The organism is Lysobacter sp. CFH 32150 (assembly GCF_022758295.1).
Taxonomy (GTDB): Bacteria; Pseudomonadota; Gammaproteobacteria; order Xanthomonadales; family Xanthomonadaceae; genus CFH-32150.
This window is the reverse complement of record NZ_JALDWJ010000007.1, coordinates 25,188-50,541: the sequence shown is the minus strand read 5'-3', so window position 1 is coordinate 50,541 and position 25,354 is coordinate 25,188. Positions and strand designations below refer to the sequence as shown.

Sequence of the window (25,354 nt, the reverse complement as noted above, 5' to 3'; positions counted from 1 at the left end):
ATGACTTACCTGGCCAAACCCAAGCTCCACCATCCCACGCTCGCCTGCAACGCAGCCGGTTTTACCCGCCGCGACTACGAAGGCAAGATCAGCACGCTGTGCGCGGGCTGTGGCCACGATTCAATCTCAGCGGCGATCATCCAGGCCTGCTGGGAGCTCGATATCCAGCCGCATCGCGTCGCGAAGCTGTCGGGCATCGGTTGCAGCAGCAAGACACCGGACTACTTCCTCGGCCAGTCGCATGGTTTCAACACCGTGCACGGGCGCATGCCGTCGGTGCTGACCGGCGCCAACCTCGCCAACCGCGAGTTGATCTACCTCGGCGTATCCGGCGACGGCGATTCCGCCTCGATCGGCATCGGTCAGTTCGTGCACGCGATCCGGCGCGGGGTGAACATGGTCTACATCGTCGAGAACAACGGCGTGTACGGCCTGACCAAGGGCCAGTTTTCGGCGACCGCGGACCAGGGCTCGATGTCGAAGAAGGGCGTGGCCAACACCGACAGCCCGATCGACATGGTGATGATGGCGCTGCAACTGGGCGCCAGCTACGTCGCGCGCAGTTTCTCCGGCGACAAGCAGCAGCTGGTGCCGTTGATCAAAGGGGCGCTGATGCACCGCGGTGCGGCGTTCCTCGATGTGATCAGTCCGTGCGTCGCCTTCAACAACCACGCCGGCAGCACCAAGAGCTACGACTATGTGCGCGAGCACAACGACGCGGTCAATCAGCTCGACGTGATGCTGCCGCGTGCCGAGATCGCGGTGGACTATCCGGCCGGAGATACGGTTACGGTCGAGCAGCACAACGGTTCCGTGTTGCGCCTGCGCAAGCTCGATGACGCCTACGATCCGCGCGATCGTCTCACGGCGATGAACCTGATCCAGCAGCGGCATTCGGAAGGAGAGGTGGTGACTGGTCTGCTGTTCGTCGACGCGGAAGCGAACGATCTGCACGAGCACCTGAATACGGTTGCTGTGCCGTTGAACACATTGGGCGCCGCCGAGTTGAGTCCGGGTGCGGCGACGCTTGCCAAGATCAACGCGTCGTTGCGTTGAGCCGTCATCCCCGCGAAAGCGGGGATCCAGTGACTTTGCTCTGCTTCTGCCCTTGCTCGTCATCCCGGCGGAAGCCGGGTCCATTTTGATTTTGTCTTTCTGTTTTTTAAGGCAAGAGCATTCCACTGCTGCGCAGCGGGTCACTTTTCTTTGCTGGCCCAAAGAAAAGTAACCAAAAGAAATGGCCTCCTTGGCAAGAGCACAGCTCGCGGCATGGAGCTTGCGGAGATTTTTCGACTCGGCATCCATGCCTCGATCGAAAAACGGCGCGCATCCGTGCGCGCCGCCCTTCGGGTTATGGCGTTGATCGCCGCTTCAGGTTTTTCAGGGGCTGAAGAGCGAAGCGCATCAGTCGCGTAGCTCGGCGACGTAACAGTGCGCCTGCAGCTGTTCCAGTACCGCAGCCGTTGCGGCAGCAGTGTTCGCCGCGCGGCCAGCGGAAGCGATGTCAGCGGTGTGCACGCCGGCATCGAGTGCCTTGTCGACGGCCAGCTCGATGCAGGCGGCTTCGACTTCCAGGCCCAGTGAATGGCGTAGCAGCATCGCGGCGCTGAGGATGGTCGCGTAGGGGTTGGCGATGCCTTTGCCGGCGATATCCGGGGCGGAGCCGTGGATCGGTTCGTACAGGCCGACACGGCCTTCGCCGAGCGATGCCGAGGGCAACAAGCCCAATGAACCTGCCAGCATCGAGGCTTCGTCGGTGAGGATGTCGCCGAACATGTTCTCGGTGACGATCACGTCGTACTCGCGCGGCTTGGCCAACAGGTGCATCGCCATCGAATCGACCAGTTGGTGTTCGAGGGTGATGTCCGGGAACTCTTCCGCGACCACGCGGGTAGCGACTTCGCGCCACAGGCGCGAGGTCTCGAGCACGTTGGCCTTGTCGACCGAAGTGACTTTGCCGCGCCGCGTACGCGCGAGTTCGCAGGCACGACGCACGACGCGTTCGATCTCGCCGACGCTGTAGGTGCACAGGTCGCTGGCGCTGTCGGCGCTGCGGGTCTTGTCGCCGAAGTAAATCCCGCCGGTGAGTTCGCGCACGACGATCAGGTCGACGCCCTGTAGCAGGTGCGGCTTGATCGGCGATGCGCCGAGCGCGACCGAATGCGGCTTCACCGGCCGCAGGTTGGCGTACAGACCCAATGCCTTGCGGATCGCCAGCAGGCCTTGTTCTGGCCGCACCTTCGCTTTCGGATCGGACCACTGTGGTCCACCGACGGCACCAAGCAGCACCGCATCGGCTTTCCGCGCGGCGTCCAGCGTGGCTGAGGGCAATGGTTCGCCGGTGGCATCGATCGCGGCGCCACCGATCAGGTGCTCGGTGAAACGAAATTCATGACCATGGCGTTTGCCGACGGCCTTCAGCACAGCAACCGCGGCGGTAGTAACTTCAGGACCGATGCCGTCGCCGGGCAGGACAACGATGTCAGCGCGCATGGGTGACCTCTTCGTAACGTTCGATGGCGGGTTGTTGTTTGAGCAGGTAGCCGAGCTGGTCGACACCTTCGAGCAGGCACGTCTGCGCGAAGGCGTCCAGCGGGAACTGGAACGTGCGGCCGTCGGGCAAGGTCAGCGTGCGCGTGGCGATGTCGATCTGCAGTTCGATGCCGGGTTGCGCCAGCAGTTCGTCGACCACGGAGGCGTCGAGCACGATCGGCAGCAGGCCGTTCTTCAGCGCGTTGCTGCGGAAGATGTCGGCGATCTCGGCGCTGATCACCGCGCGCAGGCCCAGGTCGAGCAAGGCCCACGGTGCGTGTTCCCGCGAGGAGCCGCAGCCGAAGTTGCGGCCGGCGACGAGGATCTGCGCACCCGCGTTTTCGGCCCGATTGAACGGGAAGTCGGGATTGCTCGAACCGTCGGGCAGCGTGCGCCAGTCGTTGAACGCGTGCTTGCCCAGACCCTTGCGCTCGGTGGTGGTGAGGAAACGCGCCGGAATGATCTGGTCGGTATCGATATTGCGCTCGCGCAGGACGATGGTGCGCGCGGTGAGTTGTCTAAAAGGTTGCATCAGCAAATCTCCTGAATGCTGGCGTCGGCAAACTTGTCATTCCTGGGAAAGCAGGAATCCAGCGCCTTGACCGCAGCCGTCCCGCTGAAGAGCAAAGCCGCTGGATCCCTGCTTTCGCAGGGATGACGATCAAGAGCACCCATCACGCGGCCTCCCGGGTCAGGAAGTCGCGCGGATCGGTCACGACGCCAGTGATGGCGCAGACCGCCGCAGTCAGTGGCGAGGCCAGCACGGTGCGTGCGCCCTTGCCCTGCCGGCCTTCGAAATTGCGGTTGCTCGTCGACACTGCGAGTTGCCCAGGGCCGACGAGATCGCCGTTCATGGCGATGCACATTGAGCATCCGGGTTCGCGCCATTCCGCACCGGCGGCACGCACGATCTTGTCGATGCCTTCGGCTTCGGCATCGCGCTTGACCTGTTCAGAACCCGGCACCACCAGCATGCGCACGCGTGGATGCACGTGGCGGCCGCGCAACACTTCGGCTGCCTGGCGCAGATCGCTTAGTCGCGAGTTGGTGCAGCTGCCGATGAAGACCACGTCGACCGGGCGTCCGGCCAAGGCTGCTTGCGCGCTCCAGCCCATGTAGTCGCGCGCCTTGGCGTCGTCGCTGCTGTGATCGGCGGGGATATGCGCGTTGATCGCGGCGACCTGACCGGGGTGCGTGCCCCAGGTGATGGTCGGGGCGATGTCGCGTGCATCGATGTGGACTTCACGATCGAATTTCGCGCCGTCGTCGGTGTGGAACTCGCGCCAGCGCACGATCGAGCGGGCGAAGTCATCGCCTTGAGGTGCGCGTGGCGTGTGCGCCAGGTAATCGAAGGTGACTTCGTCCGGCGCGATCAGGCCCGCGCGCGCGCCGGCCTCGATCGACATGTTGCACACGGTCATGCGCTCGTCCATCGACAACGCGCGGATGGTCGACCCGCGGTATTCGATGACATGGCCGGTGCCGCCGTTGACGCCGATCACCCCGATCACGTGCAGGATCAGGTCCTTGGCGGTGACACCGGGACCGAGCTCGCCGTCGATGGTGATCGCCAATGTCTTAGGTTTGCGTTGCAGCAGGCACTGCGTGGCCAGCACGTGGCCGACTTCGCTGGTGCCGATGCCGAAGGCAAGCGCGCCGAACGCGCCGTGGGTGGCGGTGTGGCTGTCGCCGCAGACGATGGTCATGCCGGGCTGCGTCAGGCCCAGTTCCGGCCCGATCACATGGACGATGCCGCGATACTCGCTGTCGAAGTCGAACAGTTCGACGCCGTGCTTCGCGGCGTTATCGCGCAGGCGTTCGACCTGGGCGCGGGCTTCGGCGTTGTAATAGGGCAGCACGCCGTCGGCGTCGACGGGAAGCGTCGGCGTGGAATGGTCGAGTGTGCCCTTGGTGCGCCCGGGGCGATGCACCTTGAGGCCGCGCGCATCGAGTTCGGCAAAGGCCTGCGGCGTGGTGACTTCATGGATCAGGTGCAGGTCGATGTAGAGCACCGCCGGCGCGATGTCGCTTTCCGGCGTGACCACATGGGCGTCCCACAGTTTGTCGAAGAGGGTTTTGGCTGTCATTGCGATGCTTTGGTGGTTGGTCTTGTGGATTCGTTGTCGGGATCAGCCGTTGACCGCTGCCAGCCGCGGCAACACCTTGCGGTCGCGCAGCAGGCGGTTGGCGATGTCCAGCCAGGCGATGGCGCTCGCTTCCAGCACGTCGCGGCTGGTGCCCTGGCCGGCGAGCACTTCGTCATCGATCCGCGCACTCAGGTTGGCTTCGCCACGCGCATCGCGGCCGACGCCCATGCTGTGCACTTCGTAACTTTCGAGCTCGAAATCCACGCCCGTCGCCTGCGCCAATGCCGCGAACAACGCCGCTACCGGGCCATCGCCTTCGGCGCTTTGGATGACATGGCGACCGTCGGGGTCGGACAGATCGACATGCGCACGCGTGCGATGGCCGTAATCGGTGAGGCTGAGTGCAGCGATGCGCCAGCCGGGACCGAAACTTTCGCCTTCCACCAGCCTTTGCAGGTCGCGATCGCTAACCACGTGCTGCGTCTGCGTCAGTGCCTTCGCCTCGGCGATGACCTGGTCGAGCTGGGCGTCTTCCAACACGTATCCGAGTTGCCGCAGGCGATCGGCTACCGCGGCGCGACCACTGTGGCGGCCCAGTACCAGTTGCGAATCGGACCAGCCCACGTCCTGTGGATGCATGATTTCGTAGGTGTCGCGGTTCTTCAGCATGCCGTGCTGGTGGATGCCGGACTCGTGCGCGAAGGCATTCGCGCCGACGATGGCCTTGTTGCGCTGCACCTGGATGCCGGTGATGCGCGAGAGCAGGCGCGAAGTGGCGAGCAGCTTGGGCGTATCGATGCCGGTGTCGACGTTGTAGTAGGCGCCGCGCACCTTCATCGCCATCACCAGTTCTTCCAGCGCGGCGTTGCCGGCGCGTTCGCCGATGCCGTTGATGGTGCATTCGACCTGGCGCGCACCGCCTTCAATCGCGGCCAGCGAGTTGGCGACGGCCAGGCCCAGGTCGTTGTGGCAGTGCGCGCTGAACACGACATCGTTGCCGCCCCGGACATTCGCACGCAGGTATTCGAACAGCGCGCGGATTTCGGCCGGCGTGGTGTAACCGACGGTGTCCGGGACGTTGAGCGTGCGTGCGCCGGCTTCGACCGCGGCGTTGAAGACTTCGACCAGGAATTCGCGCTCGGTGCGCAGCGCGTCTTCGGCGGAGAACTCCACGTCGTCGACGTGCCTGCGCGCCAGCTCGACGCCCATGATGGTGTGTTCGATCACCTGTGCCTTGCTCATCCCGAGCTTGTGCTCGCGATGCAACGGGCTGGTCGAGATGAAGGTATGGATGCGCGGTGCGGCGGCGTTCTGCAGTGAGCGCGCGCAGGCTTCGATATCAGCGGGATGGCAGCGGGCCAGGGTGGCGATGGTGGTGGTGCGCACTTCGCGCGCAATGGTCTGTACCGCATTGAAATCTGCGGGCGAACTGTTGGGAAAGCCTGCTTCGATCACGTCGACGCCGAGATCCGCCAGCGCATGCGCAAACAGGACTTTCTGTGCGCCGCTCATGGTGAAGCCGGGCGACTGCTCGCCGTCACGCAGGCTGGTGTCGAAGATACGTACTCGTGCGGGGGTTGCGGCGTTGGTAATTGCGTCTGAAGTCACGTCAAACATTCCTCTTTTGGCGTGGTGCTGAAGATTGGAACGACGGGGGTAAGGAGCGCATCGGCTGCCGCGGGGGCGACAGCCTGCGTAAGTCGCGCAGCCATCGCGAAGGTCGGTGGCGATGACGTGAGCGCAGCAACCGGCTCCTGCGTACGCCGCCGCGGTTTGCGCGGCGCACGTGGGCGCACGTCGCACAGCAATTGCGCCAGCACAGAGGCATCGATGTTGCCGCCGGAGACGACTGCGCACTTGCGCTTGCCGGCCACGCGACGACCGGCGGCCAGCGCCAGCGCACCCGCGCCTTCGGCGATCACGTGTTCTTCCAGCGCGAGTCGCACCAGGGTTTCGCGCAGTTCGGCTTCGCGCACGATCACGATGTCGTCCAGCAAGTCGCGCAACAGCGCCCGGGTAAGCTTGCCGGGATCTTTCACCCTGACGCCGTCGGCCAATGTGGCGACGGGTTCGATCAACCGGTGGTCGTCCTTGAGCGCGCGCGCCATCGAGTCGACGCCTTCCACTTGCGCACCGACGATACGCACGCCCTGTGACTTCAATGCCAGTGCGACACCCGAAGCGAGTCCGCCACCGCCGATCGGCACCAGCACCACATCCGGGACTAGCGAAGCGAGTTCGATGCCGACGGTGCCCTGGCCTGCGATCACATCGCGATCGTCGAAGGCCGACAACAGGCGGTAATCGTTCTGCGCGGCAAGTTCGGCGGCGAAGGCCTTGGCTTCGTCGTAGCTGTCGCCATGCAGGCGCACCGTCGCGCCCCAGTGGGCCACGCCGGCGATCTTGGTTTCAGGTGCGCAACGCGGCATCACCGTGATCACCGGCATGCGCAGGCGATAGCCGGCCCACGCCAGTCCTTGTGCATGGTTGCCGGCGGATGCCGCGATTACGGTGCGGGTGTCGCCACGCTCGCGCGCTGCCAGTAGCGCATTCAACGCGCCACGCACCTTGTAGGAACCGGTGCGCTGCAGGTTCTCCAGCTTCAGCCAGCAGCCGAAACGTTCGGCGTAATGCAGCGGGGTGATGCTCAGATATGGACGCAGCCGGGCCTGTGCCGCCAATACGTCGGCGACGCTTACTTCAGGCTCGGCTACGCGCGGTTCCATGTCAGGTCGCCGTCAGCCAGTGCGTGTATTGCGGGACTTCGCCGCGCACCACGCGCGCGTACAGCGCCGCCAGTTCGCGGGTGATCGGGTTGTCGCCGTACTCGCGCTGATCCAGCGCGGCAATCGCGCTGACTTCCGCCGCGGTACCGCAGACGAACACCTCGTCGGCATCGAGCAATTCCGCGCGCGTCGCCGGGCGCGACCGCGCGCCGGTGAGCGCGATCAGGGTGTTGCGGGTGATGCCGGGCAGGGCGTCGCGGTGATCGACCGCGATCAGCTGGCCGTTCTTGGCGAAGAACACGTTCGCGCCCGTGCACTCGACCACGAGGCCGTTCTCATCGACGAACAACGCCTCGTCGAAGCCGCGACCCTTGGCTTCGCGCTTGGCGAGGATCGAATTGACGTACGCGCCGCACAGCTTCAGCGGCGGCAGCGAAGTCGCCGGATTGCGGCGCCATTTCGACACGGTCAGGCGCGCGCGGTTGCCACCGAGATGCACATTGGTCGCGGTGGAGGCGACCATCAGGTGGTGCGGTTGCGCACCGATATCCAGGCCGAACGAACCGCCGCCCACCCAGGCCAGGGGCCGGATGTAAGCGTCGCGATGACCATTGCTGCGCAGCACCTGCAGTGTCGCCGCAGCGGCTTGTTGCACATCGAAGCGGATGCCAAGCACTTCGGCGCCTTTGCGCATGCGCTCGAGATGCTCCGGCAAACGGAACACCGCAGCGCCATCGCGCGTGGCATAACTGCGCATGCCTTCGAATACGCCGCTGCCGTAATGCATCGCGTGCGTGGTCAGTGGCGCGTGCAGGGCTTCGCTGCTGGTGATTTCACCGTCGAACCAGAGCTGCAAAGGACGCTCGCCGGTGGCTGGTTCGGTGCCGGGAGACACCGCCGGTTGCGACGCGGATGTCGTAGTCAAGGACACGATGCCACCTCGACGGCCAGGCAGTCGTACAACTTGGCGAGCTGCGACTGCAACGCTTCGGCGGGACGATCGCCTTCGACGGTCATGCGCAGGTACCAGCGCTCGCCGTCGGCATGGGTTTCGCCATCGACGCTGATCGGGCGGAAGCCACGGCGTTCGGCGGTGCCGATCACGCGCGCCAGCGCGCCTTCAGCGCGACGCAGGGTCAGGTCAAGCTGGTATTGCATGGCGGGTCTCCGTCGGGCTGTGTTCTGGCGTGCTTTCGTGGGGGGCGTACATCATTTGCGCGTTGTTGCGGTTGGGCGGGACCAGCGGCCAGACGTTGGCGGCCTGGTCGATCGCGACGTGCAGCAGTGCCGGGCCGCGGATCGCGAGCAGTTCGGCTAACGCGTCCTCGACATCGGCCTGCGCATCCACGTGCAACGCAGGCACGCCGAACGCCGCGGCGAGCGCGCCGAAGTCGGGGTTGTCGGAGAGGTCGACCTCGGAATAGCGGCGCTCGAAGAACAACTCCTGCCACTGCCGCACCATGCCCAAGGCCTGGTTGTCGAGCAGCACGATCTTGATCGGCAGGCGGTAGCGCGCGACCGTCGCCAGCTCCTGCACGTTCATCAGGAACGACCCGTCACCGCTGACGCAGATCACGTCCGCATCGGGCAACGACAGTTGCGCGCCGATCGCGCCGGGCAGGCCGAAGCCCATGGTGCCGAGACCGCCGCTGGTCAGGTGCGCGCGCGGATCGTTGAAGCGCCAGTGCTGCGCGACCCACATCTGATGCTGGCCGACATCGCAGGAAACGATCGCGTCCGGCGCCAGTTCGGACAGCCGCTTCAACAGCTTCGGTGCGTACACGGTCTCGGTCGGCGCGTCGTAGCGTGCGGCGTACTCGCGGGCGCGTTGCCGGCACAGGTCGCGCCAACCGCGGCGCGCATTGCCGTTGCGGCCGTGCAGGTGCGCGGCACAGGCTGCGGTCAGCTCCGACAGCGCGGTGGCAATGTCGCCTTTGACCGCGGCATCGGCATAGCGCAGCTTGCCGATCTCGGCCGCGTCCAGGTCCATGTGCACGACGCGTGCATGCGGTGCGAACTCCGCCAACTTGCCGGTGGCGCGATCATCGAAGCGCGCGCCGACCACGATCAGCAGATCGCTTTCCTGCACCGCCAGGTTGGCGGCGCGGGTGCCGTGCATGCCAAGCATGCCGAGGTTGAGGGGATGCGCGGCCGGCAACGCGCCCAGGCCTTTCAGCGTGAGCACGGTAGGGATCTGCGCGCCTTCGACGAAGGCACGGAACGCGTCCATCGCTTCGCCGAGCGCGATCCCGCCACCGCCGTAGACCACCGGCTTCTGCGCCTGCGCGATCAGCGCGAGCGCGGCATGCAGCGCAGGCTTGGACGGCGCGGGCGTGGTGTCGACCGGCGCCGGCACGTGCTCCGGCAGATGCGCGGCATCGCCGATCTGCACATCTTTCGGCAGATCGATCAGCACCGGGCCGGGACGGCCGGAACGCGCGATGCGGAACGCTTCGCGCACCATCTCCGGCAACTCATCGACCGTGCGCGGCAGGAAGCTGTGCTTGACGATCGGCATGGTCATGCCGAACACGTCCAGTTCCTGGAACGCATCGGTGCCCATCAATGCCGTCGACACCTGCCCGGTGATGCACACCATCGGCACCGAATCGAGGAACGCATCGGCGATGCCGGTGACGAGATTGGAAGCGCCCGGACCGGACGTGGCTACGCAGACACCGACTCGCCCGCTGGCACGGGCATAGCCGTTCGCTGCCAGGGCCGCGCCCTGCTCGTGACGGACCAGGATGTGCTTCAGGTCCGCCCCATGCAGGGCATCGTAGAAGGGCATGATCGCGCCGCCGGGATAACCGAACAGCGTATCCACGCCCTCCGCGGCCAGCGCTTGCACCAGCCAGCGGGCGCCGTTCATGCAGTGGCCTCTTCCCGTTGTTTCGCCGCGGTGGCGGCGGGCTTGGTGGCCGGCTGCTGCAACCACGGCATCGCCGCCCGCAGCTTTTTGCCGGTGGTTTCGATCGGATGGTCGAGGTCGCCCTGCTTCAGCGCCTTGTAGTTGGCGTTGCCGGCCGCGTATTCGGCGATCCATTGCTTGGCGAACGTGCCGTCCTGGATTTCGGCCAGCACCTTCTTCATCTGCGCCTTGGTGTGCTCGTCGACGATGTAGGTGCCGCGGGTCAGCGCGCCGTACTGCGCGGTCTCGCTGATGAACTCGTGCATGCGGGTGATGCCGCCTTCGTAGAACAGGTCGACGATCAGCTTCAGTTCGTGCAGGCATTCGTAGTACGCGACTTCCGGTTGATAGCCGGCTTCGACCAGTGTTTCCCAGCCGGCCTGCACCAGCTTCGTCGCGCCGCCGCAGAGTACGGCCTGTTCGCCGAACAGATCGGTTTCGGTTTCTTCCTTGAACGTGGTCCTGATCGCGTTCTGGCGCGCGCCGCCGATGCCCGCGCAGTACGTCAGCGCGGTCTGCTCGGCCTTGCCGCTGCAGTCCTGGTGCACGGCATAGATCGCCGGCACGCCACGGCCGATTTCGTATTCGCGGCGCACCAGCGCACCCGGACCCTTCGGTGCGACGAGGACGACGTCGAGATCCGCGCGTGGCGTGATCTGTCCGTAATGCACGTTGAAACCGTGCGCGAACAGCAGCGTCGCGCCCTGCGGGATGTTCGCTTCGATCACGTCGCGGTACAGCTGCGGCTGGACCATGTCTGGCGTCAGGACTGCGACCAGTTCCGCGCCCTTGACCGCATCGGCCGGCGTCTTGACGGTGAAGCCGTCGGCCTTGGCCTTGAGTTCGGTCGGACCGCCCGGACGCAGGCCGATGGTGACGTCGAAGCCGGAGTCGCGCAGGTTGAGCGCATGCGCGCGACCCTGGCTGCCGTAGCCGACGATGGTGATGCGGGGCTTGGTGTTGGTGGTCATGGCGCTAGGTCCTGTGAGTGATCGAAAGGTGTTGTGCTTGTGGGTTTGCGGCTTTGTGGTTTTGTGGCTTTTGTGGGAGCGACGTGAGTCGCGATTCGGGGGCTGCAGATCGCGACTCACGTCGCTCCCACAAGATCAAGATCAAGGTCGGCAGCAGGGTGTTCGTGGAGCAACGTGGCGGCGATCGCGCGCGTGGGCACTGCATCGAGCGGCCCGGGCGCCGTGACCGCGCCGCGCGAAGCGGAACCGACGCTGCGTGCGTACTTCGCGAGCACACCGGTAGTGACGCGTGGTGCGATGCGAACGGGTTCGCGGGCGTCGAAGTTGGCATCGACGTCGAGCCGCCGTGTCGCGACATCGATGCGCACGCGATCGCCGTCGCGCAGCTTGGCGATCGGGCCGCCATGCGCGGCTTCCGGCGCGATGTGGCCGACCATGAAACCGTGCGTCGCGCCGCTGAAGCGGCCATCGGTGATCAGCGCGACATCGTTGCCGAGGCCTTGGCCGACGAGCGCGGCAGTGACCGCAAGCATCTCGCGCATGCCTGGGCCGCCGGCCGGGCCTTCGAAGCGGATGACGACGACGTCGCCGGCCTGGATCCTGCGCGCCTGCACCGCGGCGAAGGCGGATTCCTCGGAATCGAACACGCGCGCAGGGCCTTCGAAATGCTCGCGCCCGTGGCCGGCGAGCTTGACGATGCAGCCTTCCGGTGCGAGATCGCCGTACAGGATCGAATAACCGCCGCGCGGCTTGATCGGATCCGCGATCGGACGCACCACGTCCTGCGCAGCGGCGGCGGGTAACGCGTCGAGTTCGGCGAAGAACGAACGACCGGTGACGGTCGCGATGTCGTCGATCAGTCCCGCCTTGCGCAGTTCGTGTGCGACCAGCGCCGCGCCGCCCATGTCGAACATTTCCGCGGCGGTGTAACGGCCACCGGGTTTGAGGTCGGCGATCACCGGCGTCTTTGCAGCGGCCTCGAATTCCTCGAGCCCGAACTCGATGCCGGCTTCGTGCGCGATCGCCAGCAGGTGCAACGCGGCGTTGGTCGAACCGGCGGTGGCCGAGACGGCCCGCGCGGCATTGCGGAAGGACGCCGGCGACAGGATCGAGCGCGGCAGCGGGCCGTCGTCGTGCAGGCGCTGCATCACCAGTTCGCCACAGCGCTTCGCGGCGGCAGCCTTGTCGGGATGCGTCGCGGGGATGTCGTTGAGCTGCAGCGGCGACAGGCCGAGGAAGGTCAGCACCATCGCCATGGTGTTGGCGGTGAACTGGCCACCGCAGGCGCCTGCGCCGGGGCAGGCATGGGATTCGATGTCGTGCAGTTCGGCGTCGTCGATGCTGCCGGCGGCATGCGCGCCGACCGCTTCAAACACGTCCTGCACGGTCAATGGCTTGTCTTTCTGCTTGTTCTTGCAATGTCCCGGCAGGATCGTGCCGCCATAGAGGATCACGGTCGGGATATCGAGCCGCGCTGCAGCCATCGCTGCAGCGGGGATGGTCTTGTCGCAACCGACCAGCAGCACCATCGCGTCGAGGCAGTGGCCGCTGACCACGAGTTCGATCGAATCGGCGATGGTCTCGCGCGACGCCAGCGAGGCGCGCATGCCGTCGCTGCCCATCGCGATGCCATCGGTCACGGCGATCGTGTTGAACTCGATCGGCGTGCCGCCGCCGGCCTGCACGCCGGTGCGCACGTGCTGGGCCAGGTCGCGCAGGGTCAGGTTGCATGGCGAGACGTCCGTCCACGTATGCACCACTGCGACCAGCGGCTTGGCGATGGCAGCGTCGTCCAGGCCCGTGGCGCGCAGCATGGCGCGGGCGGGAGCGCGGGCGGGACCGGTTTTGATGGCGTCGCTTTTCACAGCTCTTGGTTTCCTCTGAAACCAAGGCCCTTAAAAGAAAACCCCCGCACCTTTTTCGAGGTGCGGGGGTCGTTTTAAGAACCCTGGGTTTGTCTGGTTGCTTTACGCGAACCCGAACCCCGCACCTGGTTGGACGGTAATAAGGACTACGAGTACGAGTACGAGCGCGAGGCCCAGCGCGACCTGCACGCCGGGAGGCGTGGCCTGGAGGGTCTGCGGCAGGGCGGTGCGTTGCGTCATGTGTACGATATAAACACGGTCTTTTCGTGGGCGTCAACAGTTACAGCAGCAACCGAGGGACTAAATGCGGACGGCGGTCACGGGCTGAGTTCCTTATATAGCGCCCGATAATCGTTTGCGAGCGGTTGCGATGCCGCTGGTCGCGCCAATGCAGCCGCCAGGGCCGGCGGCGGTTCGACCGCATGGCCCACCAGCGGCTCGACGATGCCTTCGAACTTGGCCGGGTGCGCGGTGGCGACTACCGCCCATGGCCGTGCGTCGCCACGCTCGTGCAGGCTCTCGAGCACATGCAGGCCAGTCGCGGTGTGCGGGCAGGGCACGACCCCATGTCGCTGGGGGGCCTGGCGGATCGTCTGCTGGATGGTGGCGTCGTCGACGGCATAGGCACGCAATGCCGCACGGAGTTCGGCATCGTCGCGATGCCAATAACGCAGGCGCTCGAAATTGCTCGGCGCACCCACATCCATCGCATTCGCCAGCGTCGCGCGACCGGCTTGCGGCGTGTAATCCGCGCCGTCGAAATAGCGCGGCAAGACGTCGTTGGCATTGGTGGCGAGCACGATCTCGCCAATCGGCAAGCCCATGCGCTTGGCCACCAACGCCGCGCTGGCGTTGCCGAGGTTGCCGGTCGGCACGATGAAGTTCAGTGTGGTGCCGTGTTCGGCATGGAAACGGGCTGACGCCTGCGCGTAGTACGCCGCCTGCGGTAACAACCGACCGAGGCTGATGCTGTTGGCGGTGGTCAGCGCAACTTGCGCGCGCAGTTCCGAGTCGCTGAGTGCCTGTTTCGCCAGCCGCTGGCAATCGTCGAACGTGCCGGCGACGCGATACGTGCGCACGTTGTCGCCCCAGCACTCCAGCCCGTGCGCCTGCCGCGGCGACACGCGGCCGTCGGGATAGAGGATGACGACATTGAAGCCGGGCCGACGATGGAATGCCGCCGCGACCGCAGCACCGGTGTCACCGGATGTGGCGACGAGGATGGTCGTCGGGGGCGAATCCGGTTGGCGCAGGCGCGACAGCACTTCGGCGAGGAAACGCGCGGCGTAATCCTTGAACGCGGCGGTTGGGCCGTGGAACAGCTCGAGCAGCCAGGCGTCGGATGAAGTCAGTGCGCGCAGCGGCGCGGGGAAATTGAAGGCGTGCGTGCAGATGTCGCGGAGCTGATCGCGCAAAGCAGAGTCGACGAAGTACGGCGCAAGTACTGCATGCGCGGTCGCCGCCAAGTCGTCGTATGCAAGTTGCTCCGACGGTGATGGCAAGCGCTCCGGCACGTACAGGCCGCCGTCGGGCGCGAGGCCGGCGACGAGTGCGGTGTCGATGGACGTTGGCGATGTGCCGCCGCGGGTGCTGATGAACTTCATTGGCTGCCCTGTGCTGTTGGCTCCTCCCCCTGCGAATGCAGGGGGAGGTTGGGAGGGGGTGAAGCGGCGTGCGATGAGGTTTCATCGAATCCGACTGCACCCCTCCACAGCCCTCCCCTCCATTCGGAGGGGAGGGAGTTAGATGACTTCCGCTCGCGGTCCAGCCACCGGTGATACATAAGCGCGCGCACCGTAACCAGCGTCGGCGAACGCGGTCTGCATCGCCTCGGCCGCGGCCTGTGCCCGCTCGCGTGAATCGAACCATGCGAACACGCTGGGGCCTGCTCCGGAAATACTGGCACCGAGCGCACCGTGGTCGAGCGCCGCGGCCTTCACTTGTGCGAAGCCCGGAATCAGCGGCGCACGTCGCGGCTCCACCAGCACGTCGTTCAAGCCATCGCGGATCAGTCCGGCGTCGCCGCGTTGCAGGCCGGTAAGGAACTGCGCCAGGTGCGTGCTTTGTTCCACCACCTGCGACAGCGGATACGGTTCGGCGAGCGCGGCGCGAGCGCGGCGCGTTTCCAGCACTTGGTCCGGATGCACCACCGCGCAAAACAGCCACGCCGGCGCGGGCAGCGCGACCATCCGCGTCGCTGTCGCCATCACCACGCCACCGAGCAGCATCGGCGCGACATTGTCGCCGTGCAGGCTGCCGCTGGAGACCGCTTCGCCCTGCAGCGCAAACGGATACAGCGCTTCGCGCGTCAACGGCGCATCGAGCAACGCATTCGCCGCGACCAGTGCCGCCACGCACGAAGCCGCTGAACCTCCCAGACCGGAGCCGAGCGCGATGCCCTTGTGGATTTCGAGTTCGAAACCGTCGGCCATGCCCACGGCGTCGCGCAAAGTCTGCAACGCGCGCCCGGCCGTGTTGCGCTCGGCTTGCAGTGGCAATGTTTCGATGCCGACGATGTCGCCGGTAATCGCCGTGATGCGTACGACCGGTTCGGCGATGCGACGCACGAAGGCCACGTCGCGCGGACCATCGATCGAATGACCAAGCAGATCGAAACCCACGCCGATATTGCCGACGCTGGCGGGCGCGAATGCACGCGCTTCACGAATCGACGTGCTCACAGCCGCGCCCCCAGCGCCTGTGCCACCGCGAGCAAATCGCCGAACACGCCGGCTGCAGTCACGACCGCGCCTGCGCCCGGGCCTTGCACCACCAACGGGTTGTCGGCGTAGCGGCGCGTGCGGAACTGGATCAGGTTGTCGGTGAGTTGCGTATGCAAGCTGGCGTGCTCCTGCGGCAGTGCGACCAGGCCGACACGGGCCTGGCCATTACGGGTCAGCTGCGCAAGGTAGCGCAGGCCGCGGCCTTCGCGGTGCGCAGCTTCGAGCCGCGCCTGCATCGGCGCGTCCATTTCCTGCAGGCGGGCGAAGAATTCGTCCTTCGATACGCCTTGCAAGGCCTCCGGCACCAGGCTTTCGACGACAACATCCGATAGCGACAGCGAACGCCCGGCCTCACGCGCCAGGATCACCAGCTTGCGCGCGACATCGGTGCCCGAGAGGTCATCGCGCGCGTCGGGCTCGGTGTAGCCGAGGCGCTGCGCTTCCAGCACCAGTTGCGAGAACGGCACGCTGCCATCGAACTTGTTGAACAGCCAGGCCAGCGTGCCGGAGAGCACGCCTTCGATTTCGGTCAGCTCGTCTCCGGTGTCGAGCAGCGAGCGCAGCGTCTGGATCACCGGCAATCCGGCACCGACCGTGGCTTCGTAACGGAAGTGACCGCCGCTGCGCGAAGCGGCGCGGATCGCTTCGTAGCGCGCGAGCGGTCCGCTGCCGGCCTGCTTGTTCGGCGTGACCACGTGGATACCGGCGGCGAGCCAGTCCGGGTAATGCGCAGCGACGTCGTTGCTGCCGCTGCAGTCGACGATCACCGCATGCGGCAGGTGTTCGGCGCGCACGTGCGCCGCGAAACGCTCGAGGTCCAGCGGCTGCGTGTACTCGCTGCCGAGGAGGGCAACCGCGGCGTCGGCTTCCATGCGGCGTTCGGCGAAGGCCATTTGCCTGCTGTTGGCGATCGCCCGCAATCGCAGGTCCAGGCGTGATTCCCGTGAGAAACGCGGGATTGCATCGGCCAGCTGCGCCAGCAGCGCACGGCCGACATTGCCCGGGCCGATCACGCCCACCGACAGTGTCGCCGGCGACAACCAGAATGCGGTGTGCGCGGCGCGCAAGCCGCGCGTGGCATCGCCCGCGGCGATGGCAACGGAGATATTGCGCTCGCTTGCGCCTTGCGCGATCGCGCGGATGTTGACGCGCGCCTGCGCCAGGCCCGCGAACAGCCGCGCCGACACGCCCGGCGTGCCGACCATGCCGTCGCCGACTGCGGCGAGCACCGCGATGTCGCTGGTGACATTGACGCCTTCGACCTGGCCATCGGCGATCGCCTCGGCGAACGCGGCTTGCACCGCCTCGCGCCCGCGTTGCGCCTGGTCGGCGCGCAGCACGCAGCAGATCGAATGTTCCGACGAACCCTGCGTGATCATCGTCACCGACACGCCGGCCGCATGCAGGGCGGCGAACAGGCGCTCGGCGGTACCGGGCACGCCGATCAAACCGGCGCCGGTGAGTTCGAGTATGGCGAGGTCCTCGACCAGGCTCAGGCCTTTCACCGGCGATGCGGCCGGCTGCGATTCCTGCGCGATCACCGTGCCCGGCGAGGCGGGGTTGAGCGTGTTGCGGATGCGGATCGGCAGTCCGCGCTGCATCGCCGGCGCCAGCGTCTGCGGGTGCAGCACCTTGGCGCCGAAATAGGCGAGTTCGCAGGCTTCCGCATACGACATCGAGGGCAGGCACACCGCATCCGGCACGCGTCGCGGATCGGCGGAGAGCACGCCGTCAACATCGGTCCAGATGGTCAATGCATCGGCTTCGAACAGGTTGGAGAAGATCGCCGCGGAAAAGTCGCTGCCGTTGCGCCCCAGCGTGGTCGCGCGGCCCTGCGCGTCGCGCGCGACGAAACCGGTGACGACGACGTTGCCGGTGGTGTCCACGCCAAGCCAGGCGGCCAGATGCTGTCGGCTCGCATCCCAGTCCACCGCCATCCCCAGCTCGCCCGGATGCGCGACCAGTACTTCGCGCGCGTCGAGCCGGCGCCAGCCCGCGTGGTCGCCACCGAGCGTGGCGTGCAGCAGGTATGAGGACAGCACTTCGCCAAGCCCGGGTACGCGTTGCGCGATCGCGTCGGCATCGCCGTCGCCACTGGCGAGCGCTGCGAGGTCGTCGCGCAATGCGCTGAATTCGGCATCGATCACGTTTTGCAGCCCGTGGCGATGATCGCCATCGAGCGCCGCCGCTGTGTCGAGATGGCGCGTGCGCAGCGCGGCCCATTGCGGCTGCCAGTCGCCGCCGTCCCACGCTGCGGTGAGCAACGCGATCAGCCCATCGGTCACGCCCTGCATCGCCGAGACCACGACCACGCGCGTGGTGGCACCGTCGTCGATCAACTTGCCGACGGCGCGATAACGCTCGGCGCTGGCCAGGCTGCTGCCGCCGAACTTGTGCACGTGCAAGCGTGCGGCGGCGGGTTGGAAGGGTGGCTCGGACGACATGGGTAGGGCTCCTGGTGGTGCCCCGCGTCCGACTCAGGTGCGCTCGCTCTGCACCCGGGTCGGGTGCGGAGCGGCAAGTTCGATCAGATCGACACGCCCGTCCGCACCCGTGATGGAGTGGTGGTCGTGGTCGTAATGACGGTCATTACCGCCGCAATCGTGCGCGCAACCGCGCCCCGGCCTTGCGGCGCGGTACGGAGGGTGTGCGGCTGGATGCGGCGGTGCGTCATGGCAGCTCGAGAAGACCATGCGGCTCGCGAACCTGTCAACAGTTTCCTTGGAAACAGCTGCCCATTTGTGGGCCTCCTCAGCGGGTGGCGAGCACCTCGAGCAGTGTGCGTTGGAACCGCGCTGGGTCCTCGATATGCGGGATGTGCCCGGCATGATCGATCACATGCACTGACGCCTGCGGCAGGAGAGACTGCAGGTGGCGCGCCTGCGACAACGGCGTGACCGTGTCGCGGGCACCCCAGATCAGTGTCAGCGGTGGGCGCAGGTCGCGGATTCGGTTGGCGTCGGTGCTGTCGCCGCGTTCCGGCAGGCAGGCGAAGTGAAACGCCCATGCGCCCAGCGCCGAGGTCGCGCCCTTGAGTGTGGCCGGGCGCCGGTACTCGCGGAGTCGCGCATCGGTGACAGACTCCTTGCGGGCGACGAAGCTACGCAGCAGGGCCTTGCTCCAGAGCGGATTGGCGGCGCTGGCTGCCAGCAACGGCCAGCGAAGCGACTCCTGCGCGAGCACGCGACACGCCGGCGAATCGACGTCCGGCGCGGTGCTTTCGAGCCCGAGCGCGGCATCGACCAGTACCACCCGCTCCACCCGCTCTGGCATGTGCAGGGCGAGTTCCAACGCCGGCCCGGCACCGAACGAATGACCGACGACAATGGCACGGCGCACGCCGTAGGCATCGAGCACCGTTGCCAATCGTTCGGCTTGTGCACTGCGCGAAAAATCGATGTGCGTCGACTTGCCCGAATAGCCAAACGGCGGCAAGTCGACCGCAATCACGGGATAACCTGCCGAGCGCAAGGCCGGGATCAGCGAAAACCAGGTGCCGCTCCACGCGGCCGTGCCGTGCACGAGCAGGATCGGCGTTGCATCGCTAACCGGTCCATGCGCCTGGGAGAACACTTCGACACCCGCCGCTTTCGTGAATCGCCCGCCAGCGGGCGCGGCCGCGCGCAGCGAGTCGTGCTCGTGCGCATAGACGTAAAGTGCACTGGCAGCGACATACAACGAGACGGCGACGACAAGGCCTACGATCGTCCGCAGGATCAGCCGCAGCGGGCGGAACGCCGGCCTAGTAATCGAAGACATGTTCGACGTGGACAGCGTTGGTCGCGTAGTCATTCAGGACCGCCGCCAGTCTTGCCACCGGCACTTCGAGCACGCGTCGCTCCAGTCCGTTGCGCGTGAGGATGGGTTGCCGGATCAACACGCGCGTGCCCGGAGGCAACGGAGCGGCGGCAGGCGTCACGGCGCTGACCAGGACCATGCCGCGGTTGCCGGCGATCTCGACGAAACGCGCGCCCCCCTGCGAGAGCGCGATCGCGTAGTCGGTGAACGCCTGGTACCGCGGAACGGTGACCAGCGTCTGCGTGCCATCGCGCTGCAGTCGCTGCAACTCCGGCAGGTCAGACTCGATGCCATCCGATAGTCCTTCGACCACAACCGCGGTCGTCGTGCTCGGTACCTCGAAGGTCGAATGGGTCGCCTTCTCCAGCAACGCCGCATAGCCCGCCTTGACCAGCCATTCGCTGGTCAACAGATAGCGACGTTCCCATTTGCGTAGCGGCTGTGGACCCCATAACGGCGTTTCTGTCCACAGTTGCTTGAGCGGGGTAACGAAATCGAATTCGTACCATGGGCGGACGCGGATGAAGTCCACGTAAGCCTGCGCCTGTTGTGTTGCCAGCCGATCTTCCGGCGTCGCATTCGGTTGGGAAACCAGTTCGGTGAGCCGGCCGACCAGGGTTTCGTAGGCGCCCTTGATCGCATACTCGACCGTGGTGCTGACGCCGATCACCACGATCATCGTGTGGTATTCGCCGTTGAACGGATAACGGCCGGACGTGGCGCCGATCACCTGCCGATACGCACCCCAGAACTGGCCGACATGGGCGAAGAACGGGAACGCGCTGGCCGGCTGCGCAGCGCGTAGCAGGTCGGCATATTCGGCTGGGCTGAACACCAGGAACCATTCCGGGAAGGTCAGGTAGGTCTGGTCTTCGGTCCGGCGATGTTCCTGCGGCGTCTGCAACCGCGGTGCGCAGACCGCGACTCCGCCCGCCAGCAGCAGCGCGGCGAATGCCGCCACGATGGTCCGATGCAAGCGCTGCATGGTCATGCGCGTCGGAAGCACAACAACGTGTTGATGGTCGGATCGTGCGCCTGCAGCAGGCGTGGGCCTTCTGCGATGAAGCCGTGCCGCTGCAGGATCTCCACCCATGCATCGATGGTGCGGAAGTGACGGAGTTCGCGCGCATTCGTTTCCCACGGCGTGCCGAGGCCGGCGTTGAACACGATGTGCGCCAGCGCCACCAGCGCGCGCATGTACTCGTCGGTGACGTCGTGGTCGCGTAGGATCAGCAGCCCGCCGGGCTTGACGACCCGATGCAACGAAGCGATGAAGGTGTCGATCCGGTCCAGCGGGATGTGGTGCAGGCCGATGTAGCAGGTCGCGAGTTCGATGCTGGCATCGGCGATGGCGGCAGGCGCGATCGGCGCGTAGTCGTCCATCGGGACGTAGCGGCCGATCTTCCGCAACCCGCCGCGTTCGACGATGTCGACTGGCGAGTTCGTCGGCGCGATGTCATTGAGCAGCACGACATCGCCACGCAGGGTCAGGTGCTTGCGCAGGTCGCTGACGTAGCGGCCCGTGCTGCCGATCTCGAGGTAGCCGTCGAAGGTTCGACGGTCGCCGAGCAACTGCAGCGTCTGCCGCGACATCTCACGCTTCTGCTTGCCTAGCGAGGGCAAGGCATAGGTCAGTTCCGACAGGAACGGTTTGATCCCCGGCACCTTGGCCTGCAGGGCGCGGTAGATCGCCTCGTCGCCGTGGTGCGTGCGCACCGTATCCTGGATCAGCGCATGGAAGCGGTCTTCCGGATAGAGCCGGTAAACGTTCTGCAGGAAGCGGTAGAAGTCGTCGTTGCCGCGGGTGGTCGCGTAAATCGCCTTGAAATCGGCGTCGGGACCGAGCGGTGCGGTGGTTGCGTCTTGGGTCATGGGCTCGAGGGTCGGTGCGTAGTAGGTGTCCCACAGTACGTTGCGCCAGCGGAAGTCCGGATCGAGCTTCCGCTTGAGTTCGAACAGCTCCCGCGCTCGCGGATAGGCGCGGTGGAACTGTTCCGGCGTGGCGTGCGGCTGGTAGGGCAGATAGTAGGTGCCGCCGCAGTCGAGCGCGGCGTCGATGAGTTCGCGCGTCCACACCGCCACGCGGGCTTTTGCGTTGTCGCGGGTGCGCTGCTTGTAATAAAGGACGAAGGCGAAGACTTCCTCGCGTGCCCACGCCAATAGCGAGCCGGGATCGGCGAATGCATGTCGCACCGAGACGTTCACCGCATTGACGCGATGGCGGCTGAGGATTTCCGCCATCTTCGGCACGAACTCGTCGAAACGCGCCACCGGGATGAAGTACTCCTGCAGCACGTAAGTGCGGTGCCGGCGCGTCGCCGGCTCGAGTTCGGCAACGTCGTACCCGGCCTCGTAGTTGCGCCAATGCACCGGTCGCGCGAGGTACAGCAGGCGGTCGATGATGTGTTGCCGCCGCCATTTGCCGCCGGGCGTTTCGGTGAACGCCCAGAAGAAATAGCGTTGCAGCGGGAAATGCCGGCGCACCGGTTGCAAGCGATGCGGCACGGTCACCGCGTTGTTCGTTTCGCGCCAGCTGACGGCCCGCGCTTGTCGGTATTGCGGCGGATACAGGTCGGCGTTGTGGAAGACCGCGGTTGCATCGCTGCGCACGTGCTCGCGGAACCAGCGCGCGTACGCGCGCGTTGGCATGCATGCATGGTCGCGCTGCACACGCAGGTTCGGAGCGAGCTGCAGCTCGGCCTCGACGATGACGCCAAGGCCGCCGTAGCCGCCGACGACACCATGGAACAACTCGCTATTGCGCGTCGGCGTCGCTTCCACCAGCTCACCGTCGGCAAGTACCACGCGGATTGCGTTGACCGACAGGATCAACGGTCCGAGGCCGACGTAGCGGCCGTGCACGTTCACGCTCAGCGAACCGCCTACGGTGAAGTTGGCGTAGGTCTGCATGATCCGCACCGACAGGTCGTGCGGGTCGATGAAGCGCTGGATGTCGCACCAGCGGATCCCCGCCTGCACGCGGATCGTGCGCTGCTGCGGATGAAAGGCGAGCACCTGGTTCAAGCGACGCATGTCCAGGTGCAGGCTGCCCGGACTGGCGGTCTGCCCGCCCATGCTGAAATGGCCGCCACCGATCGAGACCGGCCCTTCGGCGCGACGTACCGCGTCCTGCACGTCCTCGACGCTGGTCGGTACCGCGACCGCCCACACCCGCACCGGGTTGAGGCGGGTGACGTCGTTGACGATGGTCCCGTCGTCAGGCGGGTTCATGGATCGCGACCCGCAGGTAATCGCGTCCGACGCGGCGCGGATCGTCCCCATACTGGTTGCTGCCGTCGGTGCCGCGCTTGAACAGGAACAGGAATGCGAGCAGCAGCGGGCCAAGGATCGGCACGATCACCGCCAGCAGCCACCACGCCGAGCGCGCCTGGTCGTGAAGGCGCCGGACGAACAGCGACAGCAGCACGGCGAAGAACGGCGGATACAACAGCAGCGTGCTGGCATGGCCCAGGGCACGTTCCATGAAGACGAACAGCACCACGAAGGCGAACGCCGCGACGAGAAGCTTCCACAGGAATGTGCGTCGCCGCATGCGTCCCTGCCAGCGAGTCCACGCCAGAATCGTTTGTGCGACCAAGCTTGATCCCCTGCCGAGTAGTGACGCCTCGTATGGCATTCATACTAGCCGAGGCCTCTTTACCGTGGTCAAATGCCGACTTGAAGCGGGGGTACCGGCCCGGCCTTCCCAGGGAAAGCATGCCGGTTGAGACAGACCCTTCGAACCTGATCCGGTTGAGACCGGCGTAGGGAAGCTTCGTGACACCGCCCAGCCTCGGACCAGGCCTGGCGCGGTGCGCGCCGCCGCTTCGTCCCGCCCAGCCCCCGGACGAATGCCATGAATGCCGTGCCCTCTGAACTGATCCGCCAGACCGAACAACTCTCGGAGGCGGTCACCCGCCCGATCCCTGGTTCGAACAAGATCCACGTGCCCGGTTCGCGTGCGGATCTGCGCGTGCCGATGCGCGAGATCATGCAGACGCGCACGCCGACCGCATTCGGCGGCGAGGACAATCCGGCGATCACGGTCTACGACACCTCCGGGCCGTATTCCGATCCCGATGCGCACATCGATCTCGCTGCAGGTTTGGCGCCGCTACGCGCGCGCTGGATCGCCGAGCGCGGCGACAGCGAGCCGCTGGTCGGTTTGACCTCTGCGTTCGGTCGTGCGCGCGAGACCGATGCACGCCTCGACAGCGTGCGTTTCCCGGCCCGCATCCAGCCGCGCCGCGCCATCGCCGGCGCCAATGTCTCGCAGATGCATTACGCCAAGCGTGGCATCGTCACCCCGGAGATGGAGTTCGTCGCGATCCGCGAGAACCAGCGCCTCGACGCGGTGCGCGATGCCGGCCTGTTGATGCAACACGCGGGCGAAAGTTTCGGTGCCAATATCCAGAAGCTGATCACGCCGGAATTCGTGCGTGACGAGATCGCGCGCGGCCGCGCGATCCTGCCCAACAACATCAACCACCCGGAAAGCGAGCCGATGATCATCGGTCGCAACTTCCTGACCAAGATCAACGCCAACATCGGCAACAGCGCGGTGTCGTCGGGGATCGCGGAGGAAGTCGAGAAGCTGGTGTGGGCGATTCGCTGGGGCGCCGACACCGTCATGGACCTGTCGACGGGCAAGCACATCCATGAAACGCGCGAGTGGATCGTGCGCAACTCGCCGGTGCCGATCGGGACCGTGCCGATCTACCAGGCGCTGGAGAAGGTCGACGGTCGCGCCGAGGAACTCACCTGGGAAATCTTCCGCGACACGTTGGTCGAACAGGCCGAGCAGGGCGTGGACTACTTCACCATCCACGCCGGCGTGCTGCTGCGTTACGTGCCGCTGACGGCCAAGCGCGTCACCGGCATCGTCTCGCGCGGCGGTTCGATCCTCGCCAAGTGGTGCCTGTCGCACCACAAGGAAAATTTCCTCTACACACATTTCGAGGACATCTGCGACATCATGAAGGCCTACGACGTGGCCTTCTCGCTGGGTGATGGCCTGCGCCCGGGTTGCATCGCCGATGCCAACGATGCCGCGCAGTTCGGCGAACTCGAGACCCTGGGCGAACTGACCAAGATCGCGTGGAAGCACGACGTCCAGACCATGATCGAAGGCCCCGGCCACGTGCCGATGCAGTTGATCAAGGAAAACATGGACAAGCAGCTGCGCGAGTGCGGCGAAGCGCCGTTCTATACGCTCGGGCCGCTGACCACCGACATCGCGCCGGGCTACGACCACATCACCAGCGCGATCGGCGCGGCGATGATCGGTTGGTACGGCACTGCGATGCTCTGCTACGTCACGCCGAAGGAACACCTTGGCCTGCCCAATCGCGAAGACGTGCGCGACGGCATCATGGCCTACAAGATCGCCGCGCATGCGTCGGATCTGGCCAAGGGCCATCCCGGCGCACAGGTCCGCGACAACGCGTTGTCGAAGGCGCGGTTCGAGTTCCGCTGGCAGGACCAGTTCAATCTCGGCCTCGATCCGGAAAAGGCCAAGGAATTCCACGACGAGACCTTGCCGAAGGATGCGCACAAGCTCGCCCACTTCTGCTCGATGTGCGGGCCACATTTCTGTTCGATGAAGATCACGCAGGACGTGCGTGATTACGCCGCCGAGCACGGTGTCGATGAAGTCGCTGCGATCGATGCGGGCATGGCGGAGAAGTCGGCGGAGTTCCGTGCTGCCGGCGCCGAGGTGTATCGCCCCGAATAGGGGCAAC

20 protein-coding genes and 1 riboswitch are annotated in these 25,354 nt (G+C 66.0%); of the genes, 2 read left to right on the top strand and 18 right to left on the bottom strand.

What is annotated here, in order from left to right; all coding sequences use genetic code 11:
• A complete protein-coding gene (locus MO486_RS10130) occupies nt 1-1,056 on the top strand; it encodes a 2-oxoacid:ferredoxin oxidoreductase subunit beta (protein WP_242907042.1) in 1,056 nt (351 codons plus the stop codon).
• A 348-nt stretch (nt 1,057-1,404) separates the two neighbouring features.
• Here the strand turns inward: MO486_RS10130 and leuB are convergent, their stop codons facing one another.
• The 18 genes from leuB to MO486_RS10040 form a co-directional block, all read right to left on the bottom strand.
• The gene (leuB, locus tag MO486_RS10125) at nt 1,405-2,493 is read right to left on the bottom strand and encodes a 3-isopropylmalate dehydrogenase (RefSeq protein ID WP_242907040.1); all 1,089 of its coding nucleotides are present in this window, start codon (nt 2,491-2,493) and stop codon (nt 1,405-1,407) included.
• On the bottom strand, nt 2,483-3,064 hold the full coding sequence (leuD, locus tag MO486_RS10120) for a 3-isopropylmalate dehydratase small subunit (protein ID WP_242907038.1): 582 nt from the start codon (nt 3,062-3,064) through the stop codon (nt 2,483-2,485). The genes leuB and leuD overlap by 11 nt, the downstream gene beginning before the upstream one ends.
• A 142-nt stretch (nt 3,065-3,206) precedes the next feature.
• Nucleotides 3,207-4,619 carry a 3-isopropylmalate dehydratase large subunit gene (gene leuC / locus MO486_RS10115; protein ID WP_242907036.1) on the bottom strand — a complete coding sequence of 471 codons (1,413 nt, stop codon included), beginning with the start codon at nt 4,617-4,619 and terminating at the stop codon, nt 3,207-3,209.
• 42 nt (nt 4,620-4,661) lie between these two features.
• Nucleotides 4,662-6,212, bottom strand: coding sequence for a 2-isopropylmalate synthase (locus MO486_RS10110; RefSeq protein ID WP_242907671.1), 1,551 nt, complete (start codon nt 6,210-6,212; stop codon nt 4,662-4,664).
• 11 nt (nt 6,213-6,223) lie between these two features.
• Nucleotides 6,224-7,345, bottom strand: coding sequence for a threonine dehydratase (locus MO486_RS10105; protein ID WP_242907034.1), 1,122 nt, complete (start codon nt 7,343-7,345; stop codon nt 6,224-6,226).
• Nucleotide 7,346: 1 nt separating this feature from the next.
• Nucleotides 7,347-8,270, bottom strand: a complete 924-nt coding sequence (locus MO486_RS10100; protein ID WP_242907031.1) for an aminotransferase class IV — start codon at nt 8,268-8,270, stop codon at nt 7,347-7,349.
• Entirely contained in the window at nt 8,267-8,503 is a 237-nt protein-coding gene (locus MO486_RS10095) for an ACT domain-containing protein (protein WP_242907029.1), read from the bottom strand. Before MO486_RS10095 ends, MO486_RS10100 begins: the two co-directional genes overlap by 4 nt.
• Nucleotides 8,487-10,217, bottom strand: a complete 1,731-nt coding sequence (gene ilvG / locus MO486_RS10090; RefSeq protein WP_242907027.1) for an acetolactate synthase 2 catalytic subunit — start codon at nt 10,215-10,217, stop codon at nt 8,487-8,489. Before ilvG ends, MO486_RS10095 begins: the two co-directional genes overlap by 17 nt.
• Complete coding sequence (gene ilvC / locus MO486_RS10085; protein ID WP_242907023.1) at nt 10,214-11,227, bottom strand: ketol-acid reductoisomerase; 1,014 nt, start codon at nt 11,225-11,227, stop codon at nt 10,214-10,216. The genes ilvG and ilvC overlap by 4 nt, the downstream gene beginning before the upstream one ends.
• Nucleotides 11,228-11,343: 116 nt before the next feature.
• The gene (locus MO486_RS10080) at nt 11,344-13,092 is read right to left on the bottom strand and encodes a dihydroxy-acid dehydratase (protein ID WP_345779207.1); all 1,749 of its coding nucleotides are present in this window, start codon (nt 13,090-13,092) and stop codon (nt 11,344-11,346) included.
• 102 nt (nt 13,093-13,194) lie between these two features.
• Complete coding sequence (locus MO486_RS10075; RefSeq protein ID WP_242907019.1) at nt 13,195-13,332, bottom strand: hypothetical protein; 138 nt, start codon at nt 13,330-13,332, stop codon at nt 13,195-13,197.
• 77 nt (nt 13,333-13,409) lie between these two features.
• On the bottom strand, nt 13,410-14,696 hold the full coding sequence (gene thrC, locus MO486_RS10070) for a threonine synthase (protein WP_242907017.1): 1,287 nt from the start codon (nt 14,694-14,696) through the stop codon (nt 13,410-13,412).
• Between the two features lie 138 nt (nt 14,697-14,834).
• Nucleotides 14,835-15,773, bottom strand: a complete 939-nt coding sequence (locus MO486_RS10065) for a homoserine kinase (RefSeq protein ID WP_242907015.1) — start codon at nt 15,771-15,773, stop codon at nt 14,835-14,837.
• A complete protein-coding gene (gene thrA / locus MO486_RS10060) occupies nt 15,770-18,259 on the bottom strand; it encodes a bifunctional aspartate kinase/homoserine dehydrogenase I (protein ID WP_242907013.1) in 2,490 nt (829 codons plus the stop codon). Before thrA ends, MO486_RS10065 begins: the two co-directional genes overlap by 4 nt.
• Before the next feature lie 307 nt (nt 18,260-18,566).
• Complete coding sequence (locus tag MO486_RS10055; RefSeq protein WP_242907011.1) at nt 18,567-19,574, bottom strand: alpha/beta fold hydrolase; 1,008 nt, start codon at nt 19,572-19,574, stop codon at nt 18,567-18,569.
• Entirely contained in the window at nt 19,558-20,604 is a 1,047-nt protein-coding gene (locus MO486_RS10050; protein ID WP_242907009.1) for a hypothetical protein, read from the bottom strand. The genes MO486_RS10055 and MO486_RS10050 overlap by 17 nt, the downstream gene beginning before the upstream one ends.
• Nucleotides 20,601-22,844, bottom strand: a complete 2,244-nt coding sequence (locus MO486_RS10045) for an FAD-binding protein (protein ID WP_242906986.1) — start codon at nt 22,842-22,844, stop codon at nt 20,601-20,603. Before MO486_RS10045 ends, MO486_RS10050 begins: the two co-directional genes overlap by 4 nt.
• Complete coding sequence (locus tag MO486_RS10040) at nt 22,831-23,250, bottom strand: DUF805 domain-containing protein (RefSeq protein WP_255746646.1); 420 nt, start codon at nt 23,248-23,250, stop codon at nt 22,831-22,833. Before MO486_RS10040 ends, MO486_RS10045 begins: the two co-directional genes overlap by 14 nt.
• Before the next feature lie 38 nt (nt 23,251-23,288).
• Nucleotides 23,289-23,402: riboswitch (TPP riboswitch) on the top strand.
• Nucleotides 23,403-23,469: 67 nt separating this feature from the next.
• On the opposite strand from MO486_RS10040, the gene thiC reads away from it, so the two are divergent.
• Nucleotides 23,470-25,347, top strand: coding sequence for a phosphomethylpyrimidine synthase ThiC (thiC, locus tag MO486_RS10035; protein WP_242906982.1), 1,878 nt, complete (start codon nt 23,470-23,472; stop codon nt 25,345-25,347).
• The last annotated feature ends 7 nt before the right edge of the window (nt 25,348-25,354 follow it).

Excerpts from the sequence above, each read along its gene's own strand:
- MO486_RS10130 (WP_242907042.1), top strand. The coding sequence starts at position 1 with ATGACTTACCTGGCCAAACCCAAGCTCCACCATCCCACGCTCGCCTGC.
- leuB (WP_242907040.1), bottom strand. The coding sequence starts at position 2,493 with ATGCGCGCTGACATCGTTGTCCTGCCCGGCGACGGCATCGGTCCTGAA.
- leuD (WP_242907038.1), bottom strand. The coding sequence starts at position 3,064 with ATGCAACCTTTTAGACAACTCACCGCGCGCACCATCGTCCTGCGCGAG.
- leuC (WP_242907036.1), bottom strand. The coding sequence starts at position 4,619 with ATGACAGCCAAAACCCTCTTCGACAAACTGTGGGACGCCCATGTGGTC.
- MO486_RS10105 (WP_242907034.1), bottom strand. The coding sequence starts at position 7,345 with ATGGAACCGCGCGTAGCCGAGCCTGAAGTAAGCGTCGCCGACGTATTG.
- MO486_RS10095 (WP_242907029.1), bottom strand. The coding sequence starts at position 8,503 with ATGCAATACCAGCTTGACCTGACCCTGCGTCGCGCTGAAGGCGCGCTG.
- ilvG (WP_242907027.1), bottom strand. The coding sequence starts at position 10,217 with ATGAACGGCGCCCGCTGGCTGGTGCAAGCGCTGGCCGCGGAGGGCGTG.
- ilvC (WP_242907023.1), bottom strand. The coding sequence starts at position 11,227 with ATGACCACCAACACCAAGCCCCGCATCACCATCGTCGGCTACGGCAGC.
- MO486_RS10075 (WP_242907019.1), bottom strand. The coding sequence starts at position 13,332 with ATGACGCAACGCACCGCCCTGCCGCAGACCCTCCAGGCCACGCCTCCC.
- thrC (WP_242907017.1), bottom strand. The coding sequence starts at position 14,696 with ATGAAGTTCATCAGCACCCGCGGCGGCACATCGCCAACGTCCATCGAC.
- thrA (WP_242907013.1), bottom strand. The coding sequence starts at position 18,259 with ATGTCGTCCGAGCCACCCTTCCAACCCGCCGCCGCACGCTTGCACGTG.
- MO486_RS10055 (WP_242907011.1), bottom strand. The coding sequence starts at position 19,574 with ATGTCTTCGATTACTAGGCCGGCGTTCCGCCCGCTGCGGCTGATCCTG.
- MO486_RS10050 (WP_242907009.1), bottom strand. The coding sequence starts at position 20,604 with ATGACCATGCAGCGCTTGCATCGGACCATCGTGGCGGCATTCGCCGCG.
- MO486_RS10045 (WP_242906986.1), bottom strand. The coding sequence starts at position 22,844 with ATGAACCCGCCTGACGACGGGACCATCGTCAACGACGTCACCCGCCTC.
- MO486_RS10040 (WP_255746646.1), bottom strand. The coding sequence starts at position 23,250 with ATGCCATACGAGGCGTCACTACTCGGCAGGGGATCAAGCTTGGTCGCA.
- thiC (WP_242906982.1), top strand. The coding sequence starts at position 23,470 with ATGAATGCCGTGCCCTCTGAACTGATCCGCCAGACCGAACAACTCTCG.